General features: G+C 71.2%; 13 protein-coding genes. 4 read left to right on the plus strand and 9 right to left on the minus strand.

The features are described 5' to 3' along the window. Nucleotides 1-4 precede the first annotated feature (4 nt). From ACFFIA_RS03355 to pdxH, 3 genes are read right to left on the minus strand one after another with little or no spacing between them, the layout of a single operon-like run. Nucleotides 5-931 carry an aldose 1-epimerase family protein gene (locus ACFFIA_RS03355; RefSeq protein WP_377245033.1) on the minus strand — a complete coding sequence of 309 codons (927 nt, stop codon included), beginning with the start codon at nt 929-931 and terminating at the stop codon, nt 5-7. Beyond that, nucleotides 924-2,177 (minus strand): MFS transporter, encoded by a 1,254-nt coding sequence (locus tag ACFFIA_RS03360; RefSeq protein ID WP_377245036.1) that lies wholly within the window; start codon nt 2,175-2,177, stop codon nt 924-926. The genes ACFFIA_RS03355 and ACFFIA_RS03360 overlap by 8 nt, the downstream gene beginning before the upstream one ends. Further along, the gene (gene pdxH, locus ACFFIA_RS03365) at nt 2,174-2,797 is read right to left on the minus strand and encodes a pyridoxamine 5'-phosphate oxidase (RefSeq protein ID WP_377245690.1); all 624 of its coding nucleotides are present in this window, start codon (nt 2,795-2,797) and stop codon (nt 2,174-2,176) included. The genes ACFFIA_RS03360 and pdxH overlap by 4 nt, the downstream gene beginning before the upstream one ends. Before the next feature lie 212 nt (nt 2,798-3,009). Between pdxH and ACFFIA_RS03370 the strand changes: the two genes are divergently transcribed. The 3 genes from ACFFIA_RS03370 (at nt 3,010) to sepH (ending at nt 6,659) form a co-directional block, all read left to right on the plus strand. Then, a complete protein-coding gene (locus ACFFIA_RS03370) occupies nt 3,010-4,116 on the plus strand; it encodes a citrate synthase 2 (RefSeq protein ID WP_377245039.1) in 1,107 nt (368 codons plus the stop codon). 177 nt (nt 4,117-4,293) lie between these two features. After that, nucleotides 4,294-5,421 carry a phosphoserine transaminase gene (gene serC / locus ACFFIA_RS03375; protein WP_377245042.1) on the plus strand — a complete coding sequence of 376 codons (1,128 nt, stop codon included), beginning with the start codon at nt 4,294-4,296 and terminating at the stop codon, nt 5,419-5,421. A gap of 158 nt (nt 5,422-5,579) precedes the next feature. Further along, nucleotides 5,580-6,659 (plus strand): septation protein SepH, encoded by a 1,080-nt coding sequence (gene sepH / locus ACFFIA_RS03380; RefSeq protein ID WP_377245045.1) that lies wholly within the window; start codon nt 5,580-5,582, stop codon nt 6,657-6,659. Between the two features lie 81 nt (nt 6,660-6,740). Here the strand turns inward: sepH and thpR are convergent, their stop codons facing one another. From thpR to ACFFIA_RS03405, 5 genes are all read right to left on the minus strand, one after another. Beyond that, nucleotides 6,741-7,304 carry an RNA 2',3'-cyclic phosphodiesterase gene (thpR, locus tag ACFFIA_RS03385; protein ID WP_377245048.1) on the minus strand — a complete coding sequence of 188 codons (564 nt, stop codon included), beginning with the start codon at nt 7,302-7,304 and terminating at the stop codon, nt 6,741-6,743. 101 nt (nt 7,305-7,405) lie between these two features. Continuing rightward, nucleotides 7,406-7,882 carry a hypothetical protein gene (locus ACFFIA_RS03390; RefSeq protein WP_377245051.1) on the minus strand — a complete coding sequence of 159 codons (477 nt, stop codon included), beginning with the start codon at nt 7,880-7,882 and terminating at the stop codon, nt 7,406-7,408. A gap of 128 nt (nt 7,883-8,010) precedes the next feature. After that, nucleotides 8,011-9,297 (minus strand): MFS transporter, encoded by a 1,287-nt coding sequence (locus ACFFIA_RS03395; RefSeq protein WP_377245054.1) that lies wholly within the window; start codon nt 9,295-9,297, stop codon nt 8,011-8,013. A 71-nt stretch (nt 9,298-9,368) separates the two neighbouring features. Then, the gene (locus ACFFIA_RS03400) at nt 9,369-9,818 is read right to left on the minus strand and encodes a MarR family winged helix-turn-helix transcriptional regulator (protein WP_377245057.1); all 450 of its coding nucleotides are present in this window, start codon (nt 9,816-9,818) and stop codon (nt 9,369-9,371) included. 59 nt (nt 9,819-9,877) lie between these two features. Continuing rightward, nucleotides 9,878-11,290: an NCS2 family permease gene (locus ACFFIA_RS03405; protein WP_377245060.1), complete on the minus strand. Its 1,413-nt coding sequence runs from the start codon at nt 11,288-11,290 to the stop codon at nt 9,878-9,880. A gap of 150 nt (nt 11,291-11,440) precedes the next feature. Between ACFFIA_RS03405 and ACFFIA_RS03410 the strand changes: the two genes are divergently transcribed. Then, the gene (locus ACFFIA_RS03410) at nt 11,441-11,644 is read left to right on the plus strand and encodes a DUF2530 domain-containing protein (RefSeq protein WP_377245693.1); all 204 of its coding nucleotides are present in this window, start codon (nt 11,441-11,443) and stop codon (nt 11,642-11,644) included. 3 nt (nt 11,645-11,647) lie between these two features. Here ACFFIA_RS03410 and ACFFIA_RS03415 read toward each other — a convergent pair whose 3' ends face one another. Further along, nucleotides 11,648-12,490, minus strand: coding sequence for a DUF3027 domain-containing protein (locus ACFFIA_RS03415; protein WP_377245063.1), 843 nt, complete (start codon nt 12,488-12,490; stop codon nt 11,648-11,650). Nucleotides 12,491-12,497 lie beyond the last annotated feature (7 nt).

A 12,497-nucleotide genomic window follows, 5' to 3' on the forward strand; every position in this document is an offset into this window, starting at 1 on the left:
CAGCTCACCCCTTCGCGGGGGTGATCCCCCAGGTGCCGCTCCAGGTCTGGCCGGGCTCCAACACGATCAGCCCGCGCCCGGAGCGGAACGCGTCGGGCGGGCAGGTCATCGGCTCGATCGCCACCGCGCGGCGGAACCGGTCGCCGGTGAGCGTGTCGCTGCTGAACACCTGCCACCAGCCGAAGCCGGCGTCGCCCCAGATCGCGACGCGCTCGCCGTCCGCAGTGGACAGCTCCACAGTGGAGCCGCCATCCGCGGCGCGGTCGAGGTCGGCGAAGGCGGTGTCCAGCACGGTGCCGCCGATGCGGCGGGGCGCGGTGAAGTCGTACTCGGTGCCGGCCACCTTCTGCGCGCCGATCGGCAGCAGGCGCCCGTCGACCAACACGCGGCTGCGGGCCGGCACGCGCAGCAGCAGGTCGTCGGCGCGGGCGCCAGGCAGCCGCAGGTAGGGATGGACGGAGAAGCCGAACGGGCACGGCTCGCGGCTGGCGTTGGTCACCGAGTGGGTCGCGCGCAGCCCTTCAGCACCGACCCGCCACTCGGCGCGCAGGCGCAGCGGCCACGGATAGCCCGGCTGGGCCGGCATCGCACACTCGATGGTGACCGCGTCGGCCGCCTGCTCGGCGAGCGTCCACGGCTGCCAGTTGACCAGCCCGTGGATCGCGTTGTTGCGCATCGGCTCTGTGAGCGAGAGCTGGTACGGGCGCTCGCCGAAGGTGTACTTGCCGTCGCGGATGCGGTTTGGCCACGGCGCCAGGATCTGCCCCGCACAGCCCGGCGGCAGCTCGTCGTCGCCGTATCCGTCCACGTAGTCGACCCCATGCCACCGGTAGTGCCGCAGCCCCCCGCCGACCTCGACCACCACGGCCTCGTGGCCCTCGGCCGCGATCGTCCACTGTGCCCCGGAGAGTGGGGTCTTCCCGTTATCCATCGGCTGACGATATCCGGTAGCGCAGCAATGCGGGGAAGGCCAACACCAGCGCCAACGCGAGGATCGCCGCGGCGAACCCGCCACCGGCCCAGGCGAGCGTCACGCCCCACGGCCCGGCCATCGCGCCGGCCCGCAGGTCGCCCAGGCGCGGGCCGCCCGCTACCACCGTGATGAACACGCCCTGCAGGCGCCCCTGGTACTTGTCCGGCGCGTACGTCTGGAGGATCGACTGCCGGTAGACCGCGCTCACCAGGTCGGCCGCGCCGGCACACGCGAGCAGCAGCACCACCAGCCACAGCTGGTCGGCGAAGCCGGAGAAGCCGATCGCCACGCCCCAGGCGATGACCGCGGCGGTGAGCGCGACGCCCTGGCGGCGTACCCGGCCGATCCAGCCCGAGGTCAGCCCGCCCACGACCGCGCCGATCGCGATCGCGCTGTAGAGCCATCCCACCGCGCCGCCGCCCCCGAAGCGTTCCTCCGACACCTGGGGGAAGAGCGCGCGGGGCATCGCCAGCACCATCGCGATCAGGTCGATGGCGAACGAGAGCAGCAGCACCGGCGTGGTCGCGAGGTAGCGGATGCCGTCGACGACGCTGCGCAGCCCCATCGACGCCCGCTCCTCGCCGGGCGGGATCGGCGGCAGCCGGTACGTGGCCCAGAAGGAGATGGCGAAGAAGAGAACGTCGACGCCGTAGGCGACCGGGAGCCCGGCCTCCGTACCCATGGTCCCGAAGATCAGGCCCGCGGCCAGCGGGCCGACGACGGCGCTGGCGCTGGTGGTGGTGTGGCTGAGGGTGTTGGCCGCCGGCAGGAGGTCGCGCCCCACCAGCCGGGGGATGATCGCCTGGCGGGTCGGCGAGCTGATCGCGAACGCGACCGTCTGCACCGCCACCAGCCCGAGCAGCAGCGTCGGGCTCTCCACGCGCAGCACCGCCTGGACGAGCAGGCCTGCGGTCGACGCCCACATCAGCACCGAGCTGGCCAGCAGCAGGCGGCGGCGGTCGACCGCGTCAGCGACCGCGCCGCCCCACAGACCGAAGACCATCAGCGGTACGAGTCCGGCGATGCCCAGCAGCCCGACCCAGAACGAGTCGTCGGTGATCGCGAACATCTCCACCGGTACGGCGACCGCGGTGAGCTGGAAGCCGAAGAAGGAGACCGCGTTGCCGACCCACATGCGGCGGTATGCGGGGATGCTCAGCGGGCGGACATCGATCGCCCAACGCTTGGTCAGGCTCTGCGTCAAGGGGCCAGCCGCTCGATGATCCACACTCCCTGGTCGGTGCGGCGATATCGCAACCGATCATGCAACCGACCCGTCCGCCCTTGCCAGAACTCGATCGTGTGGGGCACGACACGAAAGCCGCCCCAGTGGTCGGGAGTCGGCACGCCGTCGGGGAACCGCTCGCTGGCATCTTCGTACGCCCGGTCGAGCGCGGCGCGGTCCGGTACGACCCTCGACTGAGGGCTGGCCCAGGCGCCGAGCTGGGACTCGCGGGGGCGGCTCGCGAAGTACGCCTCGGTCTCGGCACGGGGCACGCGGGTCACCTCCCCGGCGACCACGACCTGCCGGCGCATCGGATACCACGGGAAGACCAGGCTGGCGTACGGGTTGGCGGCCAGCTCGGTGCCCTTGCGCGAGGCGTAGTTGGTGTAGAAGACGAGCCCTCGTTCGTCGTACCCCTTGAGCAGCACCGTGCGCCCGCTGGGCCGGCCGGCCGGGTCGGCGGTCGCCACGATCATCGCGTTGGGCTCGGGCAGGCCGGCGTCGACCGCGTCGGCGAACCAGCGGTCGAACTGGGTCCACCAGTCCGGCGCCAGGTCGGCGGGGGAAAACGCGTCGCCGCTTCCGTAGTCGCGGCGCATACGGGCGGGCTCCGGTGTGTCAGCGATCACTGTCCCATCCTCTTGGCCCGAGGGGTAACCCCCCGTTAACTCGGCGGAAAAGGGATGATGTCGCATGTACCACAAGACCCACTGCTCGCAAAGTTAGTTACTCACCAGGCAAGATGACACGCACCTGCCGCGATCACCACGTGGCTTGCTGTCAGTGCGGACAACAGATCCAGGAGAGCGATATGTCCGACTTCAAGCCGGGACTGGAAGGCGTGATCGCCTTTGAGACCGAGATCGCCGAGCCCGACAAAGAGGGCGGCGCACTACGTTACCGCGGCGTCGACATCGAAGATCTGATCGGCCAGGTCTCGTTCGGCAACGTGTGGGCCCTGCTCGTCGACGGCCGGTTCGGCCCCGGGCTGCCGCCCGCCGAGCCGTTCCCGGTGCCGGTGCACTCCGGCGACATACGGGTCGACGTGCAGTCGGCCGTAGCGATGCTCGCGCCGTACTGGGGGCTGTCCCAGCTGTTGGACATCTCCGACGTGCAGGCGCGCGAAGACCTCGCGCGCGTGTCGGTCACCGCACTCTCCTTCGTCGCGCAGTCGGCGCGCGGGCTGGGCCTGCCGGCCGTGCCGCAAAAGGAGATCGACAAGGCCTCCACGATCGTCGAGCGGTTCATGAAGCGGTGGCGCGGCGAGCCCGACCCGCGGCACGTCAAGGCCGTCGACGCCTACTTCATCTCCGCCGCCGAGCACGGCATGAACGCCTCCACCTTCACCGCCCGGGTCGTCGCCTCCACCGGCGCCGACGCGGCCGCCTGCATCTCCTCCGGCATCGGCGCACTCTCCGGGCCGCTGCACGGTGGCGCGCCCTCCCGCGTGCTGCACATGATCGAGGCGGTCGAGCGCAGCGGCGACGCCGAGGGGTACGTCAAGGGCGTCCTCGACCGCGGCGAGCGGCTGATGGGCTTCGGCCACCGCGTGTACCGGGCCGAGGACCCGCGCGCCCGCGTGCTCCGCCGCACCGCCAAGGAGCTGGGCGCGCCCCGCTTCGAGATCGCCGAGGCGCTGGAGAAGGCCGCGCTGGAGGAGCTGCACAACCGCAAGCCCGACCGCGTGCTGGCCACCAACGTCGAGTTCTGGTCGGCGGTGGTGCTCGACTTCGCCGAGGTACCGGCGCACATGTTCACGTCGATGTTCACCTGCGCGCGGATGGGCGGCTGGAGCGCGCACATCCTGGAGCAGAAGGGGCTCAACCGGCTGGTGCGCCCCTCCGCCACGTACGTCGGCCCGGCGCCGCGCAAGCCCACCGACGTGGAGGGCTGGGACACCGTCCCACACGGCCTCTGAGCAGTGGATCTTCGGCGGTCGTAGGGAGCCGGGCGCGGCGGCGTCCGGACCGAGTCGGCACGGCTCTCGACCCGCGCCGGCACGCGACCGAGCGATCCACCGGGCACGGCGTGCCCTTGCTTACACTCCGGCGGGCCAGGCCCCGGCTCGCCGGAGTGAGGTGGGAGGATTGCCGCCGTGGCTGACACACCCAGCATCCGGATCCCCGACGACCTCAAGCCCACCGACGGCCGCTTCGGCTGCGGGCCGTCCAAGGTGCGTCCCGAGTCCGTGTCGGCGCTGGCCGGCGTGGCGACGACCTACCTCGGCACCTCGCACCGGCAGAAGACGGTGCGCGACCAGGTGGCCCGGCTGCGCCGCGGCATCGCCGATTTCTTCTCCCTCCCCGAGGGCTACGAGGTCGTGCTCGGCAACGGCGGCACCACCGCCTTCTGGGAGGTGGCGACGTTCGGGCTGATCCGCGACCGGGCGCAGTTCGCGAGCTTCGGCGAGTTCGGTGCCAAGTTCGCCTCCTCGGTCAAGGCGGCACCGTTCCTCGGTGACCCGACCGTGCGCAAGTCCGACCCGGGCTCGGCGCCCTCGCTCGAGGCCGAGGCCGGCGTCGACGCCTACTGCACCCCGCACAACGAGACCTCCACCGGTGTGGCCGTGCCGATCAAGCGCGTGGCCGGCGCCGACGAAGGCTCGCTGCTGCTGGTCGACGCCACCTCCGGCGCCGGCGGCCTGGATGTCGACGTGCGAGAGACCGACGTCTACTACTTCGCCCCGCAGAAGTGCTTCGGCTCCGACGGCGGCATCTGGATCGCCCTGATGTCGCCCGCCGCGCTCGCCCGGGCCACCGAGATCAAGGAGTCGGGCCGCTACATCCCCGCCTTCCTCGACCTGGTCACCGCGATCGACAACTCGCGGCTCGAGCAGACGTACAACACGCCCGCCCTCGCCACGATCTTCCTGGCCGCCGAGCAGACCGACTGGATGCTCTCCCAGGGCGGGCTGGCCTGGGCCGCCAAGCGCACGGCCGAGAGCGCGGGCATCGTCTACGGCTGGGCCGAGCGCTCCTCGGTGGCGACACCGTTCGTGAGCGACCCGGCGTTCCGCTCCAACGTGGTGGCCACTGTAGACTTCGCGGACGGCGTCGACGCCTCCACGATCGCCAAGGTGTTGCGGGCCAACGGCATCGTCGACACCGAGCCATACCGCAAGTTGGGACGCAACCAGCTGCGCATCGCGCTCTTCCCGGCCGTCGAGCCGGGCGACGTCGACGCGCTGACCGCCTGCATCGACTACGTGGTAGAGCGGCTCTGACAGCCGCGAGGCCATCCCTCAATGGGGGCAGGTCACGCGACATGCGGGTGTGACCTCCCCCCATGGGGAGCTAGATCGGCGTACCGTGTGCCAAAGACATCTCTGGCGGAGCTGGCTGGAGGTGGCGGAGGCCAGCGAAGCGGGACGGAGGCAACGCGATGCGGCCAGTACGCTTCGTCGCCCTCTCCGAGGACGGCCAGGCCTTGGTGCTCGCCGACGAGGTGGGCCGCCTACTCGCGCTCCCACTCGACGAGCGGATCTCCACCGCGTTGCAGGGCGAGCCTGGCGCTGGCCCGGTCACGCTCACCGTCGCCGGCACCGGCCACGAGCCGGCCCCGACCCTGTCTCCCCGCGACATCCAGGCCCGCATCCGCGCCGGTGAATCGGCCGACGACGTGGCGCGGATCGCCGGCGTGCCGGTCGACCGCGTGCTGCGCTACGCCGGCCCGGTCCTCCAGGAGCGGGCGATGCTGGCCCAGCACGCCCGCCGCACGCGCCTCAAGACCTCCGAAAAGGGCGCGCCGCTCGCCGAGGTGGTCGATGGCCGCCTCGCCCAGCACGGCATCGACTCCGAAAAAATCTCCTGGGACGCCTACCGGCGCGACGACGGCACCTGGCGGATCGTGGCCACCTGGCCCTCCGGCAAGGCCACGGCGCAGGCTATCTGGGAGCTCGACAAGACCCGCCAGATGGTGTCCCCACACGACGACATGGCGCAATACCTGTGCGCCGAGCGCCCGACGCAGATCCTCGGGCAAGACCCGCCGGCCGAGCGCAGCGGCCACGGCCTGCCCGGACCGTCGCGCACCGAGCCCAGCCGGGGCGGCCACGGCCTGCCCGCCGCGGGCGACAAGTCGCGCACCCGCGACCCGATCCGCGCCGGGCGCGACGCCCTGCTCGCCTCGCTCGACCGCCCGGTCAGCTCGCCCGGCCGAGGCCTCGACCCGGCCGCCGCGTCCACCGAGGCCGGTCGCCAGCGCCCGGCCGCCATGTCCGGTGGCGCGGCAGCGTTGCTCGGCGGCGGTCAGGGTTCGGCGTTCGACGACGACAGCGACCTCCCCAAGGAGGTGCCGGCCGTGCCGTCGCTGGCCGTGCTCCGCCCTCGGCGCACCACGGGCGGCCCGGCCGCCGCGGCCGCGAGCGAGTCGACCGAGCCCGGCGGCAAGCCGCGCAAGCGCCTGCCCAGCTGGGATGACGTGCTCTTCGGCACCGGCCCGGCGGCCCGCGAGACCTCCTGACCCCGTTGGGCGCGGTCGCCGTGGCCCTCCACGGAGGGTGAGGCTGCGGGAGCAGCGGCATGGACCACAGCCCCGGAGCCATCAGAGCGGCCAGGCGCCGATCCGGTCGTAGGTGGGGTTGGGGCCGGGATTGCTGCGCATCAGCACCACCTCCGAAACCGTCCACGATGGACCCTCGTAGGCGTCGAGCGCGGCCCGGTCGGCGTCGACCGCCACTCGGTCGATGCGCTCGCCGGGGCGGGCCACGGTGAGGTGCGGGCGGAGCGGCTTGGGATCGTATGCGAGGCGGGCCCGCTTGAGCTCCCGGCGCACGACCCGGCTCAGGCCGCCCAGCGCGGATATGTCACCGCCCACCCCGGCCCACAGCAGCGTGAACTTGCCCCGTCCGAAGCGGCCGCCCCCGGTGAGCCGCACCTCGAAGGGCGAGGCCAGCGCGGCGGCCCGCTCGACGGCGGTGGCGGCGTCAGCCAGCCGGTCGTCGGGCGCGTCGCCGAGGAACGCGAGTGTCACGTGCCAGTTGACCCGGGCGGCGACCCGCGTGTTGACGCCGTCGCGCAGGGCCTGGCTCACGCGAAGCCCTTCCACACGCGCCGCGAAGTCGTCGGCCACGTGCTCCGGCGGATAGAGCGCGACGAACAGCCGCAAGGTCTAACGCCCGCCCGCCGAGCAGGTGCCGGCCGGCGCGTCCAGCGGCCGACAGGTGGCCGTCAGCCGCTGGTCGCCGGCAAAGGTCTGTGGCGACCGCACTAGTGATCCTGGTGGCGGGGCGTGGTGGGACGGAGGTGGAGGCCGGCCGCCTCGAGCTCGCCTTCGACGCGCACGCGCTCGATCTCGCGGTCGACGCCCTCCAGCTCGTCGAGGTGCTCGGGGACGCCGAGGCAGCGGCTGGCGAGGCGGAGGCGGTCATCGTAGGCAAGCAGGACCGCGGCGTGCCAGACCTTGGAGTGAGTGGCGATGCCGAGGCGATGGCGGTCGAGCCGGCGCAGGTCGGCCGCGATCTGCTGGATGCTCGGCTGGTGCTGGTCGAGCGCGGCGAGCGACATGCTCTGCTGGCTCAGCGTCTGGTCGAGGCGGTGGAGCGCACGGCGGTCGCGACGGTCGTGCAGGCGGCCCCGCAGGTGGCTGGCCGCGCCATCAGCGAAGATGACGAGGGCCACCACGCACGGAAGGAACACCAGCGCCAACAGCGCCAGTGCCAGCACGACCCCGTGCACGACGGCCACGACCCTTCACGCTAGGCCGAACTTACGACTATCGCCAGCAGTTTCAGCTGACGCCCAACGGACAACCCGCACCCGCTGTGTGGCGTGGCGGGGCTCACATCCACCACGCCACACAGCAAAGCACAGACCTACGACACTCCCGCGTGGATCACGTACACCTGGGGCGTCGGGCGGAACCGCAGCCGCAGCCGACCGCCCGTACGGCGGAGCTGCCAGGCCAGTGCGACCAGCGCGGCGGCGACCGAGATCAGGCCGCCGAGCCAGATGCTCGCGCCAGCGCCGAACTTCTCCGCCACCAGGCCGATGAGCGGCGCACCGATCGGGTTTGTACCCAGGAAGACCAGCACCCACAGCGCCATCACGCGCCCCCGGTAGGCCGGGTCGACGCTGAGCTGGATGCGCTGGTTGGACGCCTGCGCGAAGTACACCATGAAGAAGCCGGTCGGCAGCAGCAGGAGCGCCACCAGCCAGTACGCCGGCGCGAGGCCGACCAGCGTGCCGAGTGCGCCGAAGGCGATGGCAGCGCCGATCACCACGTACGCCGAGGGACGCTCCCGCCGCCCGCTGCTCGCCAGTGCCCCGCCCAGCGCGCCCACCGCGAGCGCCGTGGTGAAGAGGCCGAACGAGGCGGCGCCGGTGTTGAAGACGGTCTTGGCCAGCGCGGCGAGCGTGAGCTGGAAGTTGAAGAGCACCATGCCGATCACCGAGATGAGCACCAACGGCATGACGAGGTCGGGGCGGCGGGCGACGTACTTGAGGCCGTCGGTCACCTTGGCCGCGGCCCGCTCGTCGAGCGGCGGCAGGTCCTGGCGGTGCAGGTCGGCCGCGTTCATCCGGGCCAGCATGAGGAGCGGGGCGAGCGAGCTGACCGCGCTGATCATGAAGACCGGACCCACGTCGAACACCGCGATCGCCACGCCGGCCAGCGCCGGGCCCACGATCCGCGCGGTGTTGAAGGTCGCCGCGGAGAGCGAGAGCGCGTTGGGGAGCAGCGACATGCCGACCAGCTCGGAGACGAACGCCTGCCGCACCGGCGTCTCCACCGCGTTGGCGATACCGAGCAGCGCGGCGAAGACGAATACGTGCCACAGCTCGGCGGCACCGCTCAGTACGAGGATGCTCATGCCGAGCGCGAGCACGCTCCACGCGGCGTTGCCGATGAGGAGAAGCAGGCGCTTGTCGTACCGGTCGGCGAGGCGGCCGGATAGGAGCGTGAGCAGCAGCACGGGCGTGAACTGGAGCGCGGTCACCACGCCGAGGGCGGTGGCGGAGTCGTCCGACAGCTCGAGGACCAGCCAGTCCTGGGCGATGAACATCATCCAGACACCGATCAGCTTGATCAGCTGACCGACGGCGAAGAGCCGGTAGTTACGAACTTTCAGGGACTGGAATGTGGTGCTCAGCTTTGCCCGCACTTGAGAGTGCGCCCCCTCACCGGTGATACGCGTCATCCACAGTGGACGAAGCGAGCACCGATGGGGTGCCGTCAGGCGCGGGCCAGCTCTCGCAGGATCTCCGCCGCTCGCCGTAGCGTGTCGCGCTCCTCCGGGCGCAGCTCGGCTAGTCGGCTGGCCAGCCACTCGTCGCGCGCCCGCTCGAACTGCCCGAGCATCGCGCGACCGGCATCCGTGGTCGCCAGGATGACCTGCCGTCCGTCGGTCGGGTGGGGCGAGCGCTGCACGAGGCCGCGCTCCTCCAGCTTGGCGATGATCTTTGTCATCGTCGGCGGCTGGACCCGCTCAACGTCGGCGAGCTCCCTGGGTGTCACCGCTCCGGCCAGCTCGATGCTGGTCAGCGCGTTGATCTGGGTCGCCGTGAGGTCACCGACGGGCCGGGTCTGCCGGACCCGCCGGTTGAGCCTGGTGATCGCATCGCGCACCATCGGCGCGAGCTGCACAGCGGTTACTGGCACCGCCATCACCGTCCGCTCCGTCACGGTCGTTAGCATAACTAATAAGCTAGGCTAACGACCAGCCAATATGACTGCGGTCACGCTCAGAAGACCAGCGTCTCGATCGGACCGCGCAAGAAGTACAGCACGAACAGCAGGCCGACGGCATACAACAGGGGGTGGACCTCGCGTGCCTTCCCCTTCACCAGCTTGATCAGCACAAACGTGATCACGCCGGCCCCGATCCCGTTGGAGATCGAGTACGTGAAGGGCATCAGCACGATCGTCAGGAACGCCGGGATGGCGATCTCGTAGTCGGTCCAGTCGATCGTCCGTACGGCGGTCAGCATCAGGAAGCCGACGATCACCAACGCGGCCGACGCCGCCTCGAACGGCACGATCTCCACCAGCGGCGCGAGGAAGACCGCGACCAGGAAGAGCGCGCCGGTCACCAGGTTGGCCACGCCGGTGCGGGCGCCCTCCGCGACACCGGCGGCACTTTCGATGTACGAGGTGTTGCTGGACACACTCGCCGCACCACCGGCGGCGGCCGCGACCGAGTCGACGAGCAGGATCTCCCGGGTACGCGGCGGCGTGCCGTTCTCGTCGAGCAGTTTGCCCTCCTGGCCGACCGCGACCATGGTGCCCATCGTGTCGAAGAAGTCGGTGAGCAGCAGTGTGAAGACGAACATCAGCGTCACCAGCACGCCGGCCCGGTCCCACGCGCCCAGCACGTTGAAGTTGCCAAGCAACGACAGGTCCGGCGTCAGGTCCCAGTTGGACGGCCACTGCGGCACGTTGAGCGACCAGCCGTGCGGGTTGCCCTCGGGGCCGCCGGCCGGGCCGACGTCGGCGAGCGCCTCGACGACGAACGCGAGCGCGGTAGTGCCGAGGATGCCGATGAGGATCGCGCCCCGGACCTTGCGTACGATCAGCAGCAACGTCGCCAGCAGGCCGATCACGAAGACCAGCATCGGCCAGGTGACGATCACGCCGCCGATGCCGAGCCCGAGCGGCGGGGTACCGGCGTTGCCCTTCACGAAACCGGCGTCCACGAAGCCGATCAGCGCGAGGAAGAGCCCGATGCCCACGCCGATGGCCGTCTTGAGCGGAGTGGGCACCGAGCGGAAGACGGCGGTACGCAGGCCGGTGAGCACCAGGATCGCGATGATCACACCCTCGATCACCACGAGACCCATCGCGTCCGCCCAGGTCATCTCCGGCGCGATCTCGTACGCCACCAGCGCGTTGACGCCGAGTCCGGCGGCGAGCGCGAGCGGGAAGCGGGCCACGACGCCCATCAGGATCGTCATCACGCCGGCCACGAGCGCGGTGGCGGCGGCGATGGCCGGGATGGCCAGCTTCGCGTTGTCGCCGTCGGTGGCGCCGAAGAGGATCAGGGGGTTGAGGACGACGATGTAGGCCATCGTGAAGAACGTGGCGAACCCGCCCCGGACCTCGCGACCCAACGTCGATCCACGGGCGGATATCTCAAAGAACCGGTCGAAGCGGCCCACGGAACCTCACCTATGATCATGAATACGGTTCCGCGCATCGTCCCAGATCAGTAGGTACCGAGGAAGCACCGGCAAGTTACAAAGCCGTACCCTTGCCTCGTGTCTGATCAACACAAGCCACTACCCCGGGTGGAGCCGCTCGATCCGCCGATGGTGCCCTTCGCCGTCGCCGGCATCGTGGGCTGGGCGGTGGCCGGTCTGGTGCTGCTGGTCTTCTTCCGCGGTTGGCTGGAGGACAACGGGCACACCGACTGGCTCTGGACCTGCCTGGCCGGTTTCCTGCTTGGTTTTCTCGGCCTGGCGGTGATGCTGCGCCACGACCACAACCGAAGGCGGCGCCGCGGCGAGTCGTAGCGGTCAGCCGTGCCCGTACGGCTCGGCGGGCTCGCCAGCCTCGACCGAGCCGGGCGCGCGGCTCACCGCGACCGCCTCGACCTCGCTGTCGTCGTACACCGTGGACAGCTCGTCGACCGGCGCCTCGGCCTCACGGGTCGCCTCGGAGTGCGCGCCGCACCCGTGGTCGACGCTGACCGCGCGGCCGTCGTCGGGGGCGTAGAGGTTGCCACACACGCCGAACGCCTGCCGCAGCGAGCCCGCCAGCGGGAGGTAGAAGCCGCACGAGCCGCACCGGGCCGAGCGGGGGGCGGCGGTCGAGATGGGCGCGTCGGGGCCGTGGTCGCCGTCGTACCACCGCTGGGCGGTCTCGCTCCGCCCCTCCTTCGACATCACCCGCGGGCGGCCGAGCCCGAGCTCCCAGCTGACCTCCTCGACCGCGGGGTCGTCGGAGAGCATGTAGCCCGGCGCGAGCCGGTCGTCGTCGGGCGGCGTGGGGAGCAGGTCACCGACGCCGAGATCGCCGGGCTGGAGCCGCTCCTGCCACGGGACCCAGCCGGGCGCGAGGAGGGCGTCGGGGCCGGGGAGCAGCACGGTCTCGCAGATCGTGACGTGCTTGCTGCGCGCTACGCGGGTCACCGTGACGGCCCACCGCCAGCCGCGGTAGCCGGCGAGGTGGCACTCGAAGAAGTGCGTCACCACGCGGTCGGCCTCGGCCACCACCTCGATGTGCTCGCCCACGTCCGAGGCGTCGACCTCGGTGATGGCGGAGCGGGCCAGATCCACCGCCTCGGCGCAGACCTGGTCGAGACGAGCGGCGCGAACGGCGGTGGTCCTGGTCACGCCGGCTATTGTGCCATGCGCCAAAATGGTG

Origin of the sequence: Phytohabitans kaempferiae (assembly GCF_042433955.1) — a bacterium.
Lineage (GTDB): Bacteria > Actinomycetota > Actinomycetes > Mycobacteriales > Micromonosporaceae > Phytohabitans > Phytohabitans kaempferiae.

Excerpts from the sequence above, each read along its gene's own strand:
- ACFFIA_RS03355 (WP_377245033.1), bottom strand. The coding sequence starts at position 931 with ATGGATAACGGGAAGACCCCACTCTCCGGGGCACAGTGGACGATCGCG.
- ACFFIA_RS03410 (WP_377245693.1), top strand. The coding sequence starts at position 11,441 with ATGGTGCCCTTCGCCGTCGCCGGCATCGTGGGCTGGGCGGTGGCCGGT.
- pdxH (WP_377245690.1), bottom strand. The coding sequence starts at position 2,797 with ATGCGCCGCGACTACGGAAGCGGCGACGCGTTTTCCCCCGCCGACCTG.
- ACFFIA_RS03370 (WP_377245039.1), top strand. The coding sequence starts at position 3,010 with ATGTCCGACTTCAAGCCGGGACTGGAAGGCGTGATCGCCTTTGAGACC.
- sepH (WP_377245045.1), top strand. The coding sequence starts at position 5,580 with ATGCGGCCAGTACGCTTCGTCGCCCTCTCCGAGGACGGCCAGGCCTTG.